Source organism: Streptomyces sp. NPDC102270 (assembly GCF_044766405.1).
Taxonomy (GTDB): Bacteria; Actinomycetota; Actinomycetes; order Streptomycetales; family Streptomycetaceae; genus Streptomyces.
In genome coordinates this window covers 455,741-476,258 of sequence record NZ_JBIWLX010000006.1, presented here as the reverse complement: position 1 = coordinate 476,258, position 20,518 = coordinate 455,741, and the positions used below count along the sequence as shown (strand labels likewise).

The window sequence follows — 20,518 nt, the reverse complement described above, 5'->3', positions numbered from 1 at the left end:
CACCCGTGGCCTGCCCGTAAGGATCTCGCCATCCGCTCGACACCCAGTGTTCCGTGTCCGTCAGACGGACCGCGGGAGCGGCAGGCACTGGGTGCCGGATACGGTGGGAGCACCATGAGTGCTTCGCAGAGCTCGTCCTCCGACGTCCCCACCCTTCTCGTCAAGATCTTCGGGAAGGACAGGCCGGGCATCACGGCCGGCCTCTTCGACACCCTCGCCGCCTACTCCGTCGACGTGGTCGACATCGAGCAGGTCGTCACGCGTGGCCGGATGGTGCTGTGCGCGCTCGTGACCGCGCCGCCCCGTCCGCTGGAGGGCGATCTGCGGGCGACCGTCCACAGCTGGGCCGAGTCGATCAAGATGCAGGCGGAGATCATCTCCGGTCTCGGCGACAACCGGCCGCGCGGGCTGGGACGTTCCCTGGTCACCGTGCTCGGTCACCCGCTCACCGCGGAGGCCACCGCCGCCATCGCCGCCAAGATCGCCAAGGCGGGCGGCAACATCGACCGTATCTTCCGGCTGGCCAAGTATCCGGTCACGGCCGTCGAGTTCGCGGTGTCCGGCGTGGAGACCGAGCCGCTGCGCACCGCCCTGGTGACGGACGCGGGCAAGCTCGGCGTGGACGTGGCCGTCGTCGCCGCCGGTCTGCATCGCCGGGCCCAGCGGCTCGTCGTCATGGACGTGGACTCCACACTGATCCAGGACGAGGTGATCGAGCTCTTCGCCGCGCACGCCGGCTGCGAGGACGAGGTCGCCGAGGTGACCGCGGCCGCGATGCGCGGCGAGCTGGACTTCGAGCAGTCGCTGCACGCGCGCGTGGCGCTGCTGGAGGGCTTGGACGCCTCGGTCGTCGACAAGGTGCGTTCCGAGGTACGGCTGACGCCGGGCGCGCGCACCCTCATCCGTACGCTGAAGCGGCTCGGCTTCCAAGTCGGTGTCGTCTCGGGCGGCTTCACCCAGGTCACCGACGATCTGCAGGACCGGCTGGGGCTGGACTTCGCCCAGGCGAACACCCTGGAGATCGTCGACGGGAAGCTGACCGGCCGCGTCACCGGGGAGATCGTGGACCGTGCGGGCAAGGCGCGGCTGCTGCGCCGGTTCGCCGCCGAGGCGGGGGTGCCGCTGTCCCAGACGGTGGCGATCGGCGACGGCGCCAACGATCTGGACATGCTCAACGCGGCCGGGCTCGGGGTCGCCTTCAATGCCAAGCCGGTGGTGCGGGAGGCCGCGCACACCGCGGTGAACGTGCCCTTTCTCGACACGGTGCTGTATCTGCTGGGCGTCACCCGCGAAGAGGTCGAGGCGGCGGACGCGCACGAGGAGGACTGACCTCGACGACGGATCGGCAGGGGCCCGGCGCCGTGATGGTGCCGGGCCTTTGCCGTTTCTCGCGTGCCGTTTCTCGCGCGAGTGGGATGTCGTCAGTCGGTCGGCGCCCAGTAGTCGACGAGGGTGGCCACTCCGGGCTCCAGGGCCTTCCAGGGGCCGCTGAACGACAGGACGGCGAAGGCTGCGGCGGGGAAGCCGCGGTCGCTCATCCGTTGGCGGGCCTCCCCCTCGGCGGCGCCCGCGAGGACGTCGGCGAGGCCCTGCACACCCGGGTTGTGGCCGATCAGTACGAGGTTGCGCACGTCGTCCGGGGTCTCGTTCAGCACGGCGATCAGCTCGCCGGGAGAGGCCTCGTAGATCCGCTCCTCGTAGACCGTTTTCGGCCGGTGCGGGAACTCCTGCACGGCGAGCTTCCAGGTCTCACGGGTCCGGGTCGCGGTGGAGCAGAGGGCCAGGTCGAGGGGGATACCGGAGTCGACCAGCCGTCGTCCCGCCTCCGCTGCATCTTTTCGGCCCCGGTCGGCGAGCGGCCGCTCGTGGTCGGTCACCTCGGGCCAGTCGGCTTTCGCATGCCGGAAAAGGACAATCCTGCGGGGATCTGCGACGCTCATAGGATCCAGCTTCGCATGAAACAGGCCATGGGGCGCAGGGAGTTGACGGGCGGCTTCGCGGGTGCTCAGCGCGCTATGAGGTGCTGTACGCGCTCCAGGAACTGGGTGACGACGGGGTCACCGGAGGCCGCGTGCGCGTCGGTGGGATTGAGGATGAGGGCCAGCAGTACCACGAAGGCGAGCGTCGGCAGGGCGAGGGCCCACCAGGGCAGCCGGATGTCGACGCCGCCCCGGGACGCCGGGTGGGGCGGGGTGTGCGTAGGGGCCGACATGAGTGCCTCCGCTGGTCTTCGAGTCCTCCGTGATCCGCTTCTCGCGGTCACATCTCGAAGCTACGGAACCGGGGCTCCTCAACCCATCCGGTGATCCACCCAGTTGACCCTGACACTCGCCCCCTAGGGGACTGGGGGGTTAACCCCACCGTCGGTCAGGGTGAGGCGATCGTCGCGATGATCGCGATGATGACGAAGATGGCGAAGAACGAGCCGAAGACCAGCAGCATCTTCTTCTGGCCGTTCTGGGGATTCGGATCGAGCACTGGCATACGGCCAGTCTCGCACCCCGGTCTCCTACCGAAGCCGCCAGGGTGACCTCAGCGGGCCGCCTCGTCCTCCACCGTACGGTCGCGGCCCGCCAGCACGCCGACCGCCATCTGCGGGACCATCAGGCCGATCATGAGCGCGATGGGCAGTCCCCAGCCGCCGCTGTGCTGGTAGAGCACGCCCACCAGGAGCGGTCCCGGGATGGAGATCAGATAGCCGGTGCTCTGTGCGAACGCGGACAGCTGGGCGACGCCCGGGCCGGTCCTGGCACGCATCCCGACCATGGTGAGAGCCAGTGGGAAGGCACAGTTGGAGACACCGAGCAAAACGGCCCAGGCCCAGGCACCGGCGGCGGGGGCGAGGTACAGGCCCGCGTAGCCGGCGAGACCGCAGACGCCGAGGGCGATCACGATCGGACCCTGGTGCGGCAGCCGGGTGGCCACGCGCGGGATGACGAAGGCGAGCGGGACGCCCATCACCATCGTGACCGCGAGCAGCAGCCCGGCGGTGCCCGCGGATACGCCCGCGTCCCGGAAGATCTGCGCCATCCAGCCCATGGTGATGTAGGCGGCGGTGGCCTGGAGCCCGAAGAAGACGGCGAGCGCCCAGGCGGTCCGGCTCCGGGCGATCCGCAGCGCGGGTGGCTCCACGCGTGCGTGCACGTGCCGGACGGGTCCGGCGCCCTCCACACGCGTGTGCACGCTCCGGGCCGCCTTCGGCTCCGTCGACGCCGGCCCCCGGTCTCGCACGAGCGGGATCCACGGCAGTACGGCCGCCGCGGCCAGGGCCGCCCACACCGCGAGCCCGGACTGCCAGCTCCCGCCCAGCGCCTCGGTCATCGGAACGGTCACGGCGGCCGCCGCCGAGGTGCCGAGGGCGAGGGCCATCGAGTACAGGCCGGTCATGGAGCCGACCCGGTCGGGGAACCAGCGCTTGACGATGACCGGCATCAGGACGTTGCTGACGGCGATGCCCATGAGGGTGAGGGCGCTGGCGGCCAGGAAGCCCGCCGTGGAGCCCGTGTACGGCCGTATCAGCAGGCCGGTCGTGATGGCGACCATGCCCGCGCACACCACCGCGCCCGCGCCGAAGCGGCGGGCCAGCCGCGGGGCCATGACGCCGAAGACGGCGAAGCACAGCGGGGGCACCGAGGTGAGCAGGCCGGCCACGCTGCCGCTCATGCCGAGTCCGTCGCGCACCTCTTCGAGGAGGGCGCCGAGGCTGGTGATGGCGGGGCGGAGGTTGAGGGCGGACAGCACGATGCCGACGACGACCAGGCGCACCGCCCACGCGGGCGTGGCGGGCACCACCAGTGGTTCCCCGTCGGGCGGGGTCGCGGAGCTGCGTACGGTCGGGGACTTCACTGTCCGGGTTTCCTCGCTTGCCATGCCCCCCATCATAGAATCATGGGATGATTGGTTGTCCATCCCCGGGTCGTCCGCGGTCGTCCCGCCCGTGCGAAGGTGTGCCATGCCCCTGAGCCATCCCCGCCGCTCGGCGCTGTCCGAGCAGGTCATCGCCGCGCTGCGCAACCAGATCACCTCGGGCGAGTGGCCGGTCGGCTCCCGGATCCCGACGGAACCCGAGCTGGTCGAGCAGCTGAGGGTCGCCCGCAACACCGTCCGCGAGGCCGTCCGCGCGCTCGCGCACAACGGGCTGCTGGACATCCGCCAGGGCTCGGGGACATACGTCGTGGCGACCAGTGAGCTGGCGGGCGTGATGCACCGCAGGTTCGCCGACGCGGATCCCCGGCACATCGCCGAGCTCCGCTCCACCCTGGAGTCGTCCGCGGCGCGGCTGGCCGCCGAGCGGCGTACCGAGAAGGACCTCAAGCAGCTCGACGCGCTCCTGGTGCGGCGCGAGGAGGCCTGGGAGTCGGGCGACGCGGAGGCCTTCGTGACGGCGGACACCACCTTCCACCTGGCCGTGGTGGCCGCCTCGCACAACGACGTGATGACCGAGATGTACGCCGACCTCGGCGAGGTGCTGCGGGACTGGCTGCGCGAGGACGTCGGCGACGAGCTGACGCCGGAGACGTACATGGACCACACGCGGCTCGTCGACGCGATCCGCGCGGGCGACGCGTCGGCGGCCGCCGACCAGGCGGCCGGCTACCCCTTGCAGTGCCGTCCGGGACGGTTCAGCGCGCCAGCTTCCGATGGCTGACCCACGCCGAGCGGACCTCTTTCCAGCACCGGCCGGTCAGCCGCACGGTCTGCGCGGGCCCGGCCGCGACCTCGGCGCTGTCGGTGTCGAGGTCCCACCAGCGCTCGCACTCGATGTGCAGACGGACGCCGTCGCTGCGCGGATAGGGGTTGTGGCAGTAGGTGGTCACACGGGAGCCGGTGACCTTGCTGCGGCAGGAGGCGCCGAACAGCTCCGACGCGGCGGCGCCGGGCTCCGCCACGCGTGCGTGCGACATCGCTTCGTACGGCAGGTACATCACGAGACAGACGGCTGCGGTCACTGAGGCCAGACTGCGGGACAGGCGCACAAGGGGACCTCCTCGGCCGTGCTGGGGAGGGAATCGCAGGTGAACGCGTTATCCAGCGTGCCCAGTCGTGGCAGGTGCGCGCCCGGCCTGGTGGGCCGAACGGGTGAGGGCCCGCGTCCCGAAGGACACGGGCCCCGCACTCGCGAGAGGTGCGGTGTCAGGCGCCGATGGCGTGCAGGCCGCCGTCCACGTGGATGATCTCGCCCGTGGTCTTCGGGAACCAGTCGCTCAGCAGGGCGACGATGCCCTTGCCGGCCGGCTCCGGGTCCTTGAGGTCCCACTCCAGCGGGGAGCGGTTGTCCCACACGGCGGCCAGGTCGCTGAAGCCGGGGATGGACTTGGCGGCCATGGAGGCGAGCGGGCCCGCGGAGATGAGGTTGCAGCGGATGTTCTGCTTGCCCAGGTCGCGCGCGACGTAACGGCTGGTGGCCTCCAGGGCGGCCTTGGCCGGGCCCATCCAGTCGTACTGCGGCCAGGCGTACTGGGCGTCGAAGGTGAGGCCGACGACCGAGCCGCCGTTCTGCATCAGCGGCAGGCAGGCCATGGTGAGCGACTTCAGGGAGTACGCCGAGACGTGCATGGCGGTGGCCACGGACTCGAACGGCGTGTTCAGGAAGTTGCCGCCGAGCGCGTCCTGCGGCGCGAAGCCGATGGAGTGCACGACGCCGTCGAGGCCGCCGAGCTCCTCGCCGACGATGTCGGCGAGTCGGCCGAGGTGCTCGTCGTTGGTCACGTCGAGCTCGATGACCTTGGTGGGCCTGGGCAGCTTCCTGGCGATGCGCTCGGTCAGCGTGGGCCGCGGGAACGCGGTCAGGATGATCTCGGCGCCCTGCTCCTGGGCCAGCTTCGCGGCGTGGAAGGCGATGGAGGACTCCATCAGCACACCGGTGATCAGGACGCGCTTGCCCTCGAGAATTCCGCTCATGGTGTTCAGTGACCCATTCCCAGTCCGCCGTCAACGGGGATGACGGCTCCAGTGATGTACGAGGCGTCGTCCGAGGCGAGGAACCGCACCGTCGCGGCGACCTCCTCGGGCTGCGCGTAACGACCGAGCGGCACCTGCTTCACGATGCCCGCACGCTGTTCGTCGGTGAGCACCTTGGTCATGTCGGTGTCGACGAAGCCGGGTGCGACGACGTTGAAGGTGATGTTGCGCGAGCCCAGCTCACGGGCGAGCGAACGCGCGAAACCGACCAGGGCGGCCTTGGAGGCGGCGTAGTTGGCCTGGCCGGGGCCGCCGTAGAGGCCCACGACCGAGGAGATCAGGACGACCCGGCCCTTCTTGGCGCGCAGCATGCCGCGGTTGGCGCGCTTGACCACGCGGAAGGTGCCGGTGAGGTTGGTGTCGACGACCGAGGTGAAGTCCTCCTCGGACATCCGCATCAGGAGCTGGTCCTTGGTGATGCCGGCGTTGGCGATCAGCACCTCGACCGGGCCGTGCTCGGCCTCGATCTCCTTGTAGGCCTGCTCCACCTGCTCGGTGTCGGTGATGTCGCACTTGACGGCCAGGAAGCCGGCCGGCGGCTCCCCCGAGCGGTATGTGATGGCGACCTTGTCGCCGGCCTCGGCGAACGCGCGGGCGATGGCGAGGCCGATGCCCCGGTTGCCTCCGGTGACGAGAACCGAGCGGCTCAACGGATCACCCTTTCCCTTGGGGTCTGACACACCCGCCCGAACACCCTGGATGGCAGGCGGCTTCTCCGAAAACCTATCGGGCCGGTCGCTGTCACGGACATTCGGGCACCGACAGTGGCTTACGGGACTCGCTGTCGGGTCCCTACAGAAAGATGCCGGCAGCGGTCCCAAACGTGTGGTCCGGGCACCGGTCGTCGCGACATGATCGGAGCAGCCGTCGCCCACCCTCATGCCGACAGGAAGAGACCCAGGTGCCTCATACCATCGACGAAGCCTTCACAGCGCTTCCCCTACGTGCCCTCGCCGACGCCGCGCTGGCACGCGCGCGTGCGCTCGGTGCCGAGCACGCGGACTTCCGGTTCGAGCGGGTGCGCAGCGCGTCCTGGCGCCTCAGGGACGCCAAGCCGTCCGGGTCCTCGGACACCACCGACCTCGGGTACGCGGTGCGGGTCGTGCACGGCGGTACCTGGGGCTTCGCGTCGGGCGTGGACCTGACACTGGACGCCGCCGCCAAGGTCGCCTCGCAGGCCGTGGCCATGGCGAAGCTTTCCGCCCGGGTGATCCGCGCGGCCGGGTCCGACGAACGAGTGGAGCTCGCCGACGAGCCCGTGCACGCCGACCGTACGTGGATCTCGTCGTACGAGATCGATCCCTTCTCCGTGCCCGACGAGGAGAAGGCTGCGCTGCTCGCGGACTGGAGCGCGCGGCTGCTGGGGGCGAGCGGCGTCAACCATGTCGACGCCTCGCTGCTCACCGTGCACGAGAACAAGTTCTACGCCGACACCGCGGGCACGGTGACCACGCAGCAGCGGGTCCGACTGCACCCGCAGCTGACCGCCGTGTCGGTCGACGAGTCCAGCGGTGAGTTCGACTCCATGCGGACCATCGCGCCACCGGTCGGACGCGGCTGGGAGTACCTCACGGGCACCGGCTGGGACTGGGAGAGCGAGCTCGAGCAGATCCCCGAGCTGCTCGCCGAGAAGATGCGGGCGCCCAGTGTCGAAGGGGGCCTGTACGACCTCGTCGTCGACCCGTCCAACCTCTGGCTGACCATCCACGAGTCCATCGGCCACGCCACCGAGCTGGACCGCGCCCTCGGCTACGAGGCCGCCTACGCCGGCACCTCCTTCGCCACCTTCGACCAGCTCGGCAAACTCAGGTACGGCTCGGAACTGATGAACGTCACCGGTGACCGCACCGCCGAACACGGCCTCGCGACCATCGGCTACGACGACGAGGGCGTCGCGGGCCAGTCCTGGGACCTGGTGAAGGACGGCACCCTCGTCGGCTACCAGCTGGACCGGCGGATCGCGAAGCTGACCGGGTTCGAGCGCTCCAACGGGTGCGCCTACGCCGACTCCCCCGGGCATGTCCCGGTGCAGCGCATGGCCAACGTGTCGCTCCAGCCGGACCCGGCGGGCATGTCGACGGAGGATCTCATCGGCAGCGTGGACCGCGGCATCTATGTCGTCGGCGACCGGTCCTGGTCGATCGACATGCAGCGCTACAACTTCCAGTTCACCGGCCAGCGGTTCTTCAGGATCGAGAACGGGCGGATCACCGGGCAGCTGCGGGACGTCGCCTACCAGGCGACCACCACCGACTTCTGGGGCTCGATGGCCGCGGTGGGCGGCCCGCAGACCTACGTCCTCGGCGGCGCCTTCAACTGCGGCAAGGCCCAGCCGGGCCAGGTCGCCGCCGTGTCGCACGGGTGCCCGTCGGCCCTCTTCAAGGGCGTCAACATTCTGAACACCACGCAGGAGGCCGGTCGATGAGCCCGCGCACCAACAAGCCGTACGAGATCGTCGAGCGGGCCCTCGCGCTGTCGCGGGCGGACGGCTGTGTCGTGATCGCCGACGAGCAGTCGACCGCCAACCTGCGCTGGGCGGGCAACGCGCTCACGACGAACGGCGTCACGCGCGGGCGCACACTCACGGTCGTCGCGACCGTCGACGGCAAGGAGGGCACCGCCTCCGGGGTGGTCTCCCGGTCCGCGGTGACCGAGGACGACCTGGAGCCGCTGGTGCGGGCCGCCGAGGCCGCCGCGCGCGGTGCCGAGCCCGCCGAGGACGCCCAGCCGCTGGTCACGGGCGTCCCGGAGTCCCCGGACTTCACGGACGCGCCCGCCGAGACCTCCTCGGCCGTCTTCGCCGACTTCGCGCCGGCGCTCGGCGAGTCCTTCGCACGCGCGCGTGCGGGCGGCCGCGAGCTGTACGGCTTCGCCAACCACGAGCTCGTCTCGACGTACCTGGGCACCTCCACGGGGCTGCGGCTGCGCCACGACCAGCCCAACGGCACGCTGGAGCTGAACGCCAAGTCGCCGGACCGTACTCGCTCGGCCTGGGCGGGGCGCTCCACGCGGGACTTCAAGGACGTCGACCCGGCCGCGCTGGACGCCGAGCTCGCCGTACGCCTGGGATGGGCCGAGCGGCGCATCGAGCTGCCCGCCGGGCGGTACGAGACGCTGCTGCCGCCGACGGCGGTCGCCGATCTGCTGATCTACCAGCTGTGGTCGGCGTCGGGGCGGGACGCGGCCGAGGGGCGGACGGTGTTCTCGAAGCCGGGCGGCGGCACCAGGATCGGCGAGACGCTCACCGATCTGCCGCTGACGCTGCACAGCGACCCGAACGAGCCTGGCCTGGAGACCGCGCCGTTCGTCGTCGCGCACTCCTCCGGAGGCGATCAGTCGGTGTTCGACAACGGCCTTCCGGTCGGGCCGACCGCGTGGATGAGGCAGGGCACGCTGGCGCATCTGACCACCACCCGGCACAGCGCGGGCCTGACCGGGCTGCCCGTCGCCCCGGCGATCGGCAACCTGATCCTGGACGGCGGTCAGGACCTCTCCCTGGAGGAGATGGTCGCGAACACCACGCGGGGGCTGCTGCTGACCTGCCTCTGGTACATCCGCGAGGTCGACCCGGCCACGCTACTGCTCACCGGGCTGACCCGGGACGGCGTGTATCTCGTCGAGAACGGCGAGGTGACCGGCGAGGTCAACAACTTCCGGTTCAACGAGTCGCCGGTCGGCCTGCTGGGGCGGGCGACGGAGGCGGGGCGGACGGAGAAGACTCTGCCCAGGGAGTGGAGCGACTACTTCACCAGGGCCGCGATGCCGGCGCTGCGGGTGCCGGATTTCAATATGAGTTCTGTCAGTCAGGGCGTATAACCTCGTAGCCGGTAGTCACTCGACTGCCCGAGGACCTTTCGAGGAGATACGAGAACCGTGACGGACATCGTCGACGAGCTGAAGTGGCGGGGGCTGTGGTCCCTGTCCACTGACGAGGACGCTTTGCGCAAGGCGCTCGCGGACGGTCCCGTCACGTTCTATTGCGGCTTCGACCCCACCGCGGCCAGTCTCCACGTCGGTCACCTGGTCCAGGTCCTCACCATGCGCCGGCTCCAGCAGGCGGGCCTTCGCCCGCTGGCGCTGGTGGGCGGGGCGACCGGCCAGATCGGCGACCCGCGCCCCACGGCCGAGCGCACGCTCAACGACCCGGAGACGGTCGCGAACTGGGTGACCCGGCTGCGCGGGCAGATCGAGCCGTTCCTGTCCTTCGAGGGCGAGAACGCCGCGGTGATGGTGAACAACCTGGACTGGACGGCCGGGCTGTCGGCCATCGAGTTCCTGCGGGACATCGGCAAGCACTTCCGCGTCAACAAGATGCTCACCAAGGACTCGGTCGCGCGCCGGCTGGAGTCCCAGGAGGGCATCAGCTACACGGAGTTCAGCTACCAGCTGCTCCAGGGCATGGACTTCCTCGAGCTGTACCGGCGGTACGGCTGCACGCTCCAGCAGGGCGGCAGCGACCAGTGGGGCAACCTCACCGCGGGGCTCGACCTGATCCACCGGCTGGAGCCCGGGGCCGAGGTGCACTGCCTGGCCACGCCGCTGATGGTCAAGGCGGACGGCACCAAGTTCGGCAAGACCGAGGGCGGCGCCGTCTGGCTCGACCCGGAGATGACGACGCCGTACGCGTTCTACCAGTTCTGGCTGAACGTGGACGACCGGGACGTCTCGACGTACATGCGCATCCTGTCCTTCAGGTCCCGCGAGGAGCTGGAGGAGCTGGAGAAGCAGACCGAGGAGCGGCCGCAGGCCCGGGCCGCGCAGCGGGCGCTGGCGGAGGAGCTGACGACGCTGGTGCACGGCGCCGACCAGACGGCCGCCGTGATCGCCGCGAGCCGTGCCCTCTTCGGGCAGGGTGAGCTGGCGGAGCTCGACGAGCGGACGCTGACCGCGGCGCTCTCCGAGGTGCCGCACATCCAGGTCGCCGAGCTCGGTGCCGTCGTCGACCTGTTCGCCGAGGTCGGGCTCGTGGCCAGCAAGTCGGCCGCGCGGCGGACGGTGAAGGAGGGCGGGGCCTACGTGAACAACGTCAAGGTCGCGGCCGAGGACGCCGTTCCCGCCGCGGAGGACCTGCTGCACGGCCGCTGGCTGGTGCTGCGCCGGGGCAAGAAGAACCTGGCCGCGGTCGAGGTCACGTCGGCCTAGGTCCGAGCACGGCAGAAGGGGGCGCCTCTCCCGATGAAGGGCGCCCCCTTCGTCGTACGGCTCTCAGGTCCGGTGTTTCCTCTTGCCGAGCGTCGCCATGTAGAGCATGTCGCCGACGGCGACGATGATGATCGCGGCGATGAGCTGGAAGGCGTGGCGGCTCCAGTCGATGCCGGAGGTCTCGTCCACTCCGAACCCGCGCGCCATGGCGTTGCCGGCGATGGCGCCGAGCATGCCGAAGATGGTGGTCAGCCAGAGGGGACTGTGCTGCTTGCCGGGGATGATCGCCTTCGCGATCAGGCCCAGCACGAATCCCACGATGATCGCCCACAACCAGCCCATGGCTGCCTCCTCGTACGGCTCTACGTGAGCATTTCGGCCAGTGTCGGTCCGTTCGCACTACGCCGCATGTCGGTACGGCCGTACGTGCCGGGAGTGAGGCCGTCGGCCCAGGCGGGAGGTGCCCCGGTCTCGTAGGCGGCGCAGGCGCGGCGTACCGTGGAAGACGGCCGGGCCCGGTACCTCCACCGGGTACGGAGCGGATGTGGAGCCGGGAGCGGTCCGATGCGGGCGGATGGTGGAATGTGATGCGGAAGCAGCATGGCGGCGGCAGCGCCCAGGTGTTCCGGATCACCGGAGCCCGGACGAGCCTTCAGGAGGACGTGCGCGGACGTCAGCGCCGGTACGTCATCTCGATGACGGTCCGTACGCTGTCGGTGGTGCTCGCGGCCACGCTCTGGAACGTCGAACGGCACGTGGCGATCGTCGCGCTGGTGCTGGGGGCGGTTCTGCCCTATATCGCCGTCGTCATCGCCAACGCGGGGCGGGAGAACGCGCCCTCGCTGCCGTCGACCTTCGTGACCGCTCCGGTCCGGACGATGATCTTGCCGCCGCGGGCCGAGGACGAGTTCGCGGAACCCGTGCCGGAAGGCGGTACGGGCGAATCGGCGTCGGGTGCCCGGGGGGAACCGCGCGAGCGGACGTGACGGGTGTCCTGAGCACCAAGCTCAAGAAAAGCTCAGATCAATCATGTTGTTCCGGTGCCGGGCCAAGGCTTACCCGTGACATACTTCGTACGCGCTCCGCATCCCCCGTCGGAGCGACAGACCGACGCCGGGCAGCTCCCCCCGTGGCTGCTCGGCGTCGCCTTTTCCCCCCGCTTGTGAGACGAATTCCGTGAGTGACGAGACCCCGATCTGCTCCGCCAAGGGCTGCCGCGTCGACGCCGAGTGGGTGCTCGCGTGGAACAACCCGAAGCTTCACACGCCGGAGCGGCGCAAGACCTGGCTGGCCTGCGAGGAGCACCGGGAGCACCTGTCGCAGTTCCTAGGGGTGCGGGGTTTCCTCAAGGATGTCGTGAAGTTCGAGGACTGGCAGGCGCCCGAAGGGGCCTAGCCGCCGATCGCGGACATGGGCCGGTCCGGCTGGACGAAGGTCGGGTCGTCCAGGCCCGCGCCGGCCTTCTTGCCCCACATCGCCTCGCGCCAGATCCGGGCGATCTCCTCGTCACCGGCGTCGGAGCGCAGGGCCGCTCGCAGGTCGGTCTCCTCGCGGGCGAACAGGCAGGTGCGTATCTGGCCGTCGGCGGTGAGGCGGGTGCGGTCGCAGGCGGCGCAGAAGGGGCGGGTGACCGAGGCGATGACGCCGACCACGTGGGGGCCGCCGTCGACGATCCAGCGCTCGGCGGGGGCCGAGCCGCGCTTGTCGGCGCCCTCTTCGGTGAGGGTGAAGCGGGTGCGCAGGGAGGTCAGGATGTCCCCGGCGGTGATCATGCCGTCGCGTTTCCAGCCGTGCTGGGCGTCCAGGGGCATCTGCTCGATGAAGCGCAGTTCGTAGTCGTGTTCCACGGCCCAGGCCAGCAGGTCGGGGGCCTCGTCGTCGTTCAGCCCGGGCATCAGGACGGAGTTGACCTTGACGGGGGTCAGGCCCGCCTCGCGGGCGGCGTCCAGGCCCTCCAGGACATCCCGGTGGCGGTCGCGGCGGGTGAGGGTCTTGAAGACGTCCGGGCGCAGGGTGTCCAGGGAGACGTTGACCCGGTCCAGGCCCGCCGCCTTCAGGGCGTGCGCGGTGCGCTTGAGGCCGATGCCGTTGGTGGTCAGGGACATCTGGGGGCGCGGGGCGAGGGCCGCGACGCGCTCGACGATGCCCACCAGGCCGGGGCGCAGCAGGGGTTCACCGCCGGTGAAGCGGACCTCCTCGATGCCCAGGCAGGTGACGGCGATGTCGATCAGGCGCACGATCTCGTCGTCGGTGAGCAGATCGGGCTTGGCCAGCCACTGCAGGCCCTCCTCGGGCATGCAGTAGGTGCACCGCAGATTGCACCGGTCGGTCAGCGAGACCCTCAGGTCGGTGGCCTGCCGGCCATAGGTGTCGATGAGCACGTGGGCCCCCTCCCTCGTAGCGGATCAGTACCTGCACCATCGTTTTCCGTCACTTGCGAGCCTACGTGACCGCACTGACAACGACAGTGCCCGATCCCACGACGTACGAAGCGGCCGTGTCGTAGAGACCTACGACACGGCCGCTTCACGGGGTGTGTCAGTGGGCGCCGGTGCCGGTCAGGGACCGGACCTCCAGTTCCGCGTACTTGCCCTTGTCCGGCTCCTCCTTGGAGAGGTAGGTGCCGATGATGCCGAGCAGGAAGCCGACCGGGATCGAGATGATGCCCGGGTTCTCCAGCGGGAACCAGTGGAAGTCGACGTCCGGGAACATCGAGCTGGGCTTGCCGGAGACGACCGGCGAGAACAGCACCAGGCCGACCGCCGTGACGAGGCCGCCGTAGATCGACCACAGGGCCCCGGAGGTGGTGAACCGCTTCCAGAAGAGGCTGTAGATGATCGTCGGCAGGTTCGCGGAGGCGGCGACCGCGAAGGCGAGGGCGACGAGGCCGGCGACGTTCAGGTCGCGGGCGAGGGCGCCCAGCAGGATGGAGACGGCGCCGATGCCGACGGTCGCCCAGCGGGCCGCGCTCATCTCCTGCTTCTCGGTGGCCTGTCCTCGCTTGATGACGTTCGCGTAGATGTCGTGGGCGAAGGAGGACGACGAGGCCAGGGTGAGGCCCGCGACGACCGCGAGGATCGTGGCGAAGGCGACCGCCGAGATGGTGGCCAGCAGGACCGCGCCCCAGTTGGAGTCAACGCCGCCCAGATGCAGTGCCAGCAGTGGCGCGGCCGTGTTGCCCGCCTTGTTGGAGGCGATGATCTCGTCCGGCTTGATGAGGGCCGCGGCGCCGAAGCCGAGGGCGAGGGTCATCAGGTAGAAGGCGCCGATGAGGCCGATGGCCCAGATGACCGACTTACGGGCGGCCTTGGCGGTGGGCACGGTGTAGAAGCGGATCAGGATGTGCGGCAGGCCGGCGGTGCCGAGGACCAGGGCGATGCCGAGGGAGATGAAGTCCAGCTTGGTGGTGCCCGTGGCGCCGTACTTCAGACCCGGCTCCAGGAAGGCCGCGCCCTTGCCGCTGTTGTCGGCGGCGGAGCCCAGCAGGTCGGAGACGTTGAAGTCGAACTTCAGCAGCACCAGGAAGGTCAGCAGCAGGGCGCCCGCGATCAGCAGGACGGCCTTGACCATCTGGACCCAGGTGGTGCCCTTCATGCCGCCGATGGTGACGTACACGATCATCAGGACGCCGACGAGGGCGACCACTCCGATCTTGCCGGCGTCGCTGGTGATGCCGAGGAGCAGGGAGACCAGGACGCCCGCGCCGGCCATCTGGGCCAGCAGGTAGAAGATCGAGACGACGATGGTGGAGGTGCCGGCCGCCGTACGGACCGGACGCTGGCGCATCCGGTAGGCGAGGACATCGCCCATCGTGTAGCGGCCGGAGTTGCGCAGCGGTTCGGCGACCAGGAGCAGGGCGACGAGCCAGGCGACCAGGAAGCCGACGGAGTAGAGGAAGCCGTCGTAGCCGAAGAGGGCGATGGCGCCCGCGATGCCGAGGAAGGACGCGGCGGACATGTAGTCGCCGGAGACGGCGAGGCCGTTCTGGAAACCGGTGAACTGGCGGCCGCCCGCGTAGAAGTCGGCGGCGTCCTTGGTCTGGCGTCCGGCCCAGACCGTGATGACGAGAGTCGCGACGACGAAGACCGCGAACAGGCTGATGATCAGCCCTCGGTGCTCGCTGGCCTCGCCGGCCGCCAGGGTGATCGTGGGGCTCATGCGCCGCCCTCCATCCGGGACTTGATGGCCTCGGCCTTGGGGTCGAAGCGGGCGGCAGCGGTCCGCGCGTACCACCAGGCGATGAGGAACGTCGTGAGGAACTGGGCGAGGCCCAGGATCAACGCGACGTTGATGTTGCCGAAGACCTTGGTGCCCATGAAGTCGCCCGCGTAGTTGGACAGCAGGACGTACAGCAGGTACCAGGCGATGAAGCCGACGGTCAGCGGAAAGGCGAAGGAGCGGTAGGAGCGGCGCAGTTCACCGAACTCCGCGCTCTCCTGCACCTCGGTGAACTCCTCGGTGGTGGGGAGTTGGTGGGTCTCTTTCGCGGGTGGCGGTGCGTCGGTGGCCACGGGGTCTCCTCGCGTAGCGGCTGCGGTTGTGACGGGGATCGGGGGCGAGTGTCCTCGCGTTCCCTGTTCAAGGTCACGGCGCCGCGCCTGGACCGGTTCAACTCGCTTTGCTTCTTTCCGAACTCGCCTTGGGGAACTCATTGCTGGCCAGCGGCTTCGAGAGATAGCTTCGGCCTGCACCGCCCGTCATGTACCTGCCCGAGCGACACCTGCGTCTCGGGCCGGTTTCGTTTCCGGATGATGTGGAGACCCCATGTCCCAGCCGCGTTCCAGACGTTCGCGACACCGTCTCGCACTCGCTGTGCCCGTCGTGCTGTCCCTCACGGCCTCGCTCGGCTTCCTGCCCTCGGCAGCCTCGGCCGCGCCCGCCGCGCAGGCCACGGCTCGGGCCGCGGAGGCGACGGACCTGTCGTACGTCGTCAACACCAAGGTGGACCACCGCACGATCGCGTCGGCGAAGAAGGCGATACCGGTAGCCGGCGGCACCGTCGTGATCGCGTACGAGAAGATCGGCGTGATCGTCGTCCACTCCGCCGCCCCGGACTTCGCCCAGAAGATCCGCAAGGTGCGCGGGGTGCAGTCGGCCGGCGCCACCCGCACCTCGCCGCTGACCCCGGCGGGGACGACGGACGAGGGCGCGGTCCAGGTCCTGTCGGACGCGCAGGCCGCGAAGCTCGCCAAAGCCTCGGCCGCCGCGCCGGACAGCGAGCCCCTTGAGGCCGACCAGTGGGACCTGCGCGCGATAGGCGCCGACAAGGCGGCCAGGATCAACGCCGGCAGCCGCAAGGTGACCGTCGCCGTGATCGACACCGGCGTCGACGACACCCACCCGGACATCGCGCCGAACTTCTCGGCCGCCCAGTCCGCCAACTGCGACGGCGGTGTGCCGAACACCAGCCCGGGCGCGTGGCGGCCGTACACCGCGGACGACTACCACGGCACGCATGTGGCCGGTGAGATCGCCGCGGCCCGCAACGGCATAGGCGTGGCCGGGGTCGCTCCCGGCGTGAAGGTGTCGGCCATCAATGTGACCGACCCGAGCGACGGCCTTTTCTACCCGGAGAGCGTCGTGTGCGCCTTCGTGTTCGCGGCCGACCACGGCGTCGAGATCACCAACAACAGCTACTACGTTGATCCATGGATGTACAACTGCATGGACGATCCGGATCAGCGGGCCATTGTCGATGCGGTCAACAGGGCGCAGCTGTACGCCCAGAAGAAGGGCACCCTGAGCCTGGCCTCGGCCGGCAACTCCAACCACGACCTGGACTCCGACGCGATCGTCGACACCACGAGCCCCGACGACTCGACTCCGGTGGAGCGGACCGTCGACCCGCACGAGTGCTTCGACGTGCCGACGCAGCTTCCGGGTGTCGTCACGGTCAGCGCGACGGGCGTCAAGAACCTCAAGTCGTACTACTCCTCGTACGGCAAGGGCGTCATCGACGTCGCGGCGCCCGGCGGCGACCGGCTCTACCAGATCCCGGACACGCCGTCGCAGAACGGCCGCATCCTGTCGACCCTGCCGAACGGCGAGTACGGCTTCCTGCAGGGCACTTCGATGGCCTCCCCGCACGCCGCGGGCGTCGCCGCGCTGCTGAAGTCGACGCACCCCAAGGCGAGCCCGGCCCAGCTGCAGGCGCTGCTGAAGGCGGAGGCGACCGCCACGAGCTGCCCGGCCTCGTACGACCAGAACGGCGACGGCACGCAGGACGCGGTGTGCGAGGGCGGCACCCGGGTCAACGGGTTCTACGGCTTCGGCATCGTCAACGCGCTGCGCGCGGTCAAGTGACGCGCCGGACCCGAGACTTCGCCCGACCCGGCGGCACCCGCACGGACCGCTCGCACCGCTCGCACCGAGAACGAACTGGAGAGATGCACACCATGACAGGGCCCCACCCGCGCTATCGGCGCACGCTCGCGATCCCGCTCGGTATGGCCATCGCGACGGCCATGGCCTTCCTGCCGGGCGCCACGGCGTCCGCGACCGGCCTGCCCCGCACCGGCGCCGTCAGCGACGTCCTCGCCGCCGCCGGCACGGACGGGACGGCGCTCAGCTACGTCGTCAACGTCCGCCCCGGGCACGGTCCTTCCGCCCAGGTGAAGAAGGCCGTCGCCAAGGCCGGCGGCACGATCGTGACGTCGTACGACGAGATCGGCGTGATCGTCGTCCACTCGTCGAACCCCGACTTCGCGAAGACCATCCGCAAGGTGCGCGGAGTCGAGTCGGCGGGCAACACGCGCAACGCGCCGCTGCCCGCGCAGTCGACGACCGACGAGGGGACGCCGAAGGCGCTCAGTTCGGCGCAGATGACCGCCGCGCAGGCCGCCGCCGACGCCGGCCAGGACCCGCTGGAGTCGTTGCAGTGGGACCTGCCCGCGATCAAGGCGGACAAGGCGCACGAGAAGTCGCTCGGCAGCAGCAAGGTGACCGTCGGCGTGATCGACACCGGTGTGGACGACACCCACCCGGACCTCGCGCCGAACTTCGACCGGGCCGCGTCGGTCAACTGCGTGACGGGCAAGCCGGACACGACCGACGGGGCGTGGCGGCCGAGCGCGGCGGAGAGCCCGCACGGCACGCACGTGGCCGGTGAGATCGCGGCCGCCAAGAACGGCGTCGGCATGACGGGCGTGGCGCCCGGTGTGAAGGTGGCGGGCATCAAGGTGTCGACCACCGACGGCTACTTCTACACGGAGGCCGTGGTCTGCGGCTTCATGTGGGCGGCCACGCACGGCGTCGACGTCACCAACAACAGCTATTACACCGACCCGTGGTACTTCAACTGCACCGACGACCCGGACCAGAAGGCCCTCGTCGACGCGGTCACCCGGGCCTCGCGGTACGCGGAGAAGCGGGGCGTGGTCAACGTGGCCGCGGCCGGCAACGAGAACTACGACCTCGCGGCGGACGAGATCACCGACCCGGTCTCGCCGAACGACGGCACGCCGTCGGACCGGGTGATCGACCCGTCGGAGTGCTTCGACATACCGACCCAGCTTCCGGGGGTCGTGACGGTCGCGTCGACCGGCGCCAAGGGCATCAAGTCGTCCTTCTCCAACCACGGCCTGGGCGTCATCGACGTCGCCGCGCCCGGCGGTGACTCCACGGCGTACCAGACGCCCGCGCCGCCCGCGACCAGCGGTCTGATCCTGGGCACGCTGCCCGGCGGCAAGTGGGGCTACATGGCCGGTACGTCGATGGCCTCGCCGCACGCCGCGGCCGTGGCCGCCCTGATCAAGTCGACGCACCCGTACGCCCCGCCGGCCCTGGTGAAGGCGCTGCTGTACGCCGAGGCGGACGCCACGCCGTGCACGGACCCGTACGACATCAACGGCGACGGCAAGGTCGACGCGGTGTGCGAGGGGTCCAAGAACCGCAACGGCTTCTACGGCTGGGGCACGGTGGACGCACTGGACGCGGTGACGAAGTAGCAGTACAGGACAATCAGGATTCGTCCATATATTGATTGAGTCAATACTGGATAGTACAGTCATGACTTCAATCAAGTTCGTGAGGCGGGAGGGCGCTCTTCAGGGGCGCCTTCCCGTGCAGGACCTGGCGCGGGCCTGTGTGGGTGAGTGCGCGCTGGCCGCCGCCGAACTCGGGGCGCGGCGGGCCGGCCTCGCCGAGGTGCCGACCGTCTTGGTGGACGACGGTGCGGTCGCCACCGCCTTCCTGAGCGAGCGTCACCTGTCGGTCAAGGGGCGCGCGCCGGTCACCTTCGCACCGCTGTCCCGGTTCTGGCGGACGGCGGACGGGTGGGTGCGGACGCACGCCAATTACCCGCACCACCGGACACGGCTGCTCGACGCGCTGGGAGTACCGGAGGACACGGCGGCCGTCGAAGCGGCCCTCGCCGAGCGGTCCGCCTTGGACGTCGAGGAAGCCGTGTACGCGGCCGGGGGTCTGGCCGTCGCCCTGCGCTCTCCCGAGGAGTGGGCCGCACACCCGCAGGCGGCCGAGGTGGCGAAACGGCCGCTGGTCGAACGAGGGCGGCTGGACACGGCACGCGCGCGTACCTTCGCGCCGGTCGGCACCTCTCCCCTGCTGCCGGCCGCCGGCCTGCGGGTCCTGGACCTGACACGGGTCCTCGCGGGCCCGGTCGCCACCCGCACGCTCGCCCTGCTCGGCGCGGACGTCCTGCGCCTGGACGCACCCCAGCTCCCCGAACTGCCGGACCAGCACGCCGACACCGGCTTCGGGAAGCGGTCGGCGACGCTCGACCTGGCCACCGACCGGCAGACCTTCGAGGACCTGCTCCAGGCGGCTGACGTGGTCGTCACCGGGTACCGACCGGGTGCGCTGGACCGGTTCGGGCTGTCCGCCGAGGCGCTGGCGGAGCGGCGGCCGGGGGTGGTCGTCGCGCAGTTGTCGGCGTGGGGCGCGTACGGGCCCTGGCAGCTGCGGCGGGGCTTCGACAGCCTCGTGCAGGCAGCCACCGGGATCGCGGTGCTGGAGGGTTCGGCGGAGCAGCCGGGCGCGCTGCCCGCACAGGCCCTCGACCACGGCACGGGCTATCTGCTGGCGGCAGCCGTGCTGCGGGCGCTGACCGAGCAGTCGTACGAGGGCGGGAGCCGGTTCGTGCGGCTGGCGCTCGCGCGAACGGCCCGGTGGCTGACGGACGGTGTGGACGGCATGGGCGACCTGGCCGCGGGAGATGCGGGGAGCGGTTCCTACGACGGTCCCGGGCCCTGGTTGTCGGAGACGGACAGCGCGCTCGGGCGGCTGCGGTACGCGCTGTCGCCGGTCGCCTTCGAGGGCGGCCCGACGGACTGGGACCGGCCGCCGGTGCCGTGGGGGACGGACGCTCCGGGCTGGCGTTGACCCGGCCGGAACCGACAGCGGCACCGGAAGCGTGTGTATGGGTGGAATGCCGTACCACCACTTGTTTCCCTGCAGT

At 70.3% G+C, this 20,518-nt stretch carries 21 protein-coding genes; 10 read left to right on the top strand and 11 right to left on the bottom strand.

The features are described from left to right. The first annotated feature begins 114 nt into the window (after positions 1–114). The gene (gene serB, locus ACIRP7_RS15020; protein WP_403658358.1) at positions 115–1,329 is read left to right on the top strand and encodes a phosphoserine phosphatase SerB; all 1,215 of its coding nucleotides are present in this window, start codon (positions 115–117) and stop codon (positions 1,327–1,329) included. 92 nt (positions 1,330–1,421) lie between these two features. On the opposite strand, the gene ACIRP7_RS15015 is transcribed toward serB, so the two are convergent. The 4 genes from ACIRP7_RS15015 to ACIRP7_RS15000 all read right to left on the bottom strand — a co-directional run bounded on the left by ACIRP7_RS15015 (position 1,422) and on the right by ACIRP7_RS15000 (position 3,882). Next, positions 1,422–1,940 (bottom strand): SixA phosphatase family protein, encoded by a 519-nt coding sequence (locus ACIRP7_RS15015; RefSeq protein WP_403658355.1) that lies wholly within the window; start codon positions 1,938–1,940, stop codon positions 1,422–1,424. Between the two features lie 65 nt (positions 1,941–2,005). Then, positions 2,006–2,212, bottom strand: a complete 207-nt coding sequence (locus ACIRP7_RS15010; protein WP_403658352.1) for a hypothetical protein — start codon at positions 2,210–2,212, stop codon at positions 2,006–2,008. Between the two features lie 155 nt (positions 2,213–2,367). Next, positions 2,368–2,484 (bottom strand): SGM_5486 family transporter-associated protein, encoded by a 117-nt coding sequence (locus tag ACIRP7_RS15005; protein WP_086023195.1) that lies wholly within the window; start codon positions 2,482–2,484, stop codon positions 2,368–2,370. A 48-nt stretch (positions 2,485–2,532) separates the two neighbouring features. Further along, positions 2,533–3,882 (bottom strand): CynX/NimT family MFS transporter, encoded by a 1,350-nt coding sequence (locus ACIRP7_RS15000; protein WP_403658349.1) that lies wholly within the window; start codon positions 3,880–3,882, stop codon positions 2,533–2,535. Between the two features lie 70 nt (positions 3,883–3,952). Here ACIRP7_RS15000 and ACIRP7_RS14995 point away from each other — a divergent pair, with 70 nt between their 5' ends. Then, a complete protein-coding gene (locus ACIRP7_RS14995) occupies positions 3,953–4,648 on the top strand; it encodes a FadR/GntR family transcriptional regulator (RefSeq protein ID WP_403658347.1) in 696 nt (231 codons plus the stop codon). On the opposite strand, the gene ACIRP7_RS14990 is transcribed toward ACIRP7_RS14995, so the two are convergent. The 3 genes from ACIRP7_RS14990 to fabG form a co-directional block, all read right to left on the bottom strand. Then, entirely contained in the window at positions 4,623–4,976 is a 354-nt protein-coding gene (locus tag ACIRP7_RS14990; RefSeq protein ID WP_403658344.1) for a hypothetical protein, read from the bottom strand. The two genes, ACIRP7_RS14995 and ACIRP7_RS14990, sit on opposite strands and share 26 nt — an antisense overlap. A 157-nt stretch (positions 4,977–5,133) precedes the next feature. Continuing rightward, positions 5,134–5,901, bottom strand: coding sequence for an enoyl-ACP reductase FabI (gene fabI, locus ACIRP7_RS14985; protein ID WP_403658341.1), 768 nt, complete (start codon positions 5,899–5,901; stop codon positions 5,134–5,136). A 5-nt stretch (positions 5,902–5,906) separates the two neighbouring features. Next, positions 5,907–6,611 (bottom strand): 3-oxoacyl-[acyl-carrier-protein] reductase, encoded by a 705-nt coding sequence (gene fabG / locus ACIRP7_RS14980; RefSeq protein ID WP_403658338.1) that lies wholly within the window; start codon positions 6,609–6,611, stop codon positions 5,907–5,909. 251 nt (positions 6,612–6,862) lie between these two features. Between fabG and ACIRP7_RS14975 the strand changes: the two genes are divergently transcribed. The 3 genes from ACIRP7_RS14975 to tyrS are packed head-to-tail and all read left to right on the top strand — an operon-like array spanning position 6,863 to position 11,103. Beyond that, a complete protein-coding gene (locus ACIRP7_RS14975; protein WP_403658335.1) occupies positions 6,863–8,386 on the top strand; it encodes a TldD/PmbA family protein in 1,524 nt (507 codons plus the stop codon). After that, entirely contained in the window at positions 8,383–9,777 is a 1,395-nt protein-coding gene (locus ACIRP7_RS14970; RefSeq protein ID WP_403658332.1) for a metallopeptidase TldD-related protein, read from the top strand. The genes ACIRP7_RS14975 and ACIRP7_RS14970 overlap by 4 nt, the downstream gene beginning before the upstream one ends. Positions 9,778–9,834: 57 nt before the next feature. Next, the gene (gene tyrS, locus ACIRP7_RS14965; RefSeq protein ID WP_403658330.1) at positions 9,835–11,103 is read left to right on the top strand and encodes a tyrosine--tRNA ligase; all 1,269 of its coding nucleotides are present in this window, start codon (positions 9,835–9,837) and stop codon (positions 11,101–11,103) included. A 63-nt stretch (positions 11,104–11,166) separates the two neighbouring features. Here tyrS and ACIRP7_RS14960 read toward each other — a convergent pair whose 3' ends face one another. Then, on the bottom strand, positions 11,167–11,445 hold the full coding sequence (locus ACIRP7_RS14960) for a GlsB/YeaQ/YmgE family stress response membrane protein (protein ID WP_352390415.1): 279 nt from the start codon (positions 11,443–11,445) through the stop codon (positions 11,167–11,169). Between the two features lie 245 nt (positions 11,446–11,690). Here ACIRP7_RS14960 and ACIRP7_RS14955 point away from each other — a divergent pair, with 245 nt between their 5' ends. Continuing rightward, complete coding sequence (locus ACIRP7_RS14955) at positions 11,691–12,089, top strand: DUF3099 domain-containing protein (protein WP_403658327.1); 399 nt, start codon at positions 11,691–11,693, stop codon at positions 12,087–12,089. Positions 12,090–12,279: 190 nt separating this feature from the next. Beyond that, positions 12,280–12,498 carry a hypothetical protein gene (locus tag ACIRP7_RS14950; protein WP_403658324.1) on the top strand — a complete coding sequence of 73 codons (219 nt, stop codon included), beginning with the start codon at positions 12,280–12,282 and terminating at the stop codon, positions 12,496–12,498. Here the strand turns inward: ACIRP7_RS14950 and moaA are convergent. From moaA to ACIRP7_RS14935, 3 genes are all read right to left on the bottom strand, one after another. Then, entirely contained in the window at positions 12,495–13,484 is a 990-nt protein-coding gene (moaA, locus tag ACIRP7_RS14945) for a GTP 3',8-cyclase MoaA (protein ID WP_403658321.1), read from the bottom strand. The genes ACIRP7_RS14950 and moaA overlap by 4 nt on opposite strands. Before the next feature lie 157 nt (positions 13,485–13,641). After that, entirely contained in the window at positions 13,642–15,261 is a 1,620-nt protein-coding gene (locus tag ACIRP7_RS14940) for a cation acetate symporter (protein ID WP_403658318.1), read from the bottom strand. Next, the gene (locus ACIRP7_RS14935; protein ID WP_403658315.1) at positions 15,258–15,614 is read right to left on the bottom strand and encodes a DUF485 domain-containing protein; all 357 of its coding nucleotides are present in this window, start codon (positions 15,612–15,614) and stop codon (positions 15,258–15,260) included. The genes ACIRP7_RS14940 and ACIRP7_RS14935 overlap by 4 nt, the downstream gene beginning before the upstream one ends. Before the next feature lie 253 nt (positions 15,615–15,867). Here ACIRP7_RS14935 and ACIRP7_RS14930 point away from each other — a divergent pair, with 253 nt between their 5' ends. From ACIRP7_RS14930 to ACIRP7_RS14920, 3 genes are all read left to right on the top strand, one after another. Continuing rightward, complete coding sequence (locus ACIRP7_RS14930; RefSeq protein ID WP_403658312.1) at positions 15,868–17,406, top strand: S8 family peptidase; 1,539 nt, start codon at positions 15,868–15,870, stop codon at positions 17,404–17,406. Positions 17,407–17,498: 92 nt separating this feature from the next. Continuing rightward, positions 17,499–19,049: a S8 family peptidase gene (locus ACIRP7_RS14925; protein ID WP_403658309.1), complete on the top strand. Its 1,551-nt coding sequence runs from the start codon at positions 17,499–17,501 to the stop codon at positions 19,047–19,049. 61 nt (positions 19,050–19,110) lie between these two features. After that, positions 19,111–20,442 (top strand): CoA transferase, encoded by a 1,332-nt coding sequence (locus ACIRP7_RS14920; protein WP_403658306.1) that lies wholly within the window; start codon positions 19,111–19,113, stop codon positions 20,440–20,442. Positions 20,443–20,518 lie beyond the last annotated feature (76 nt).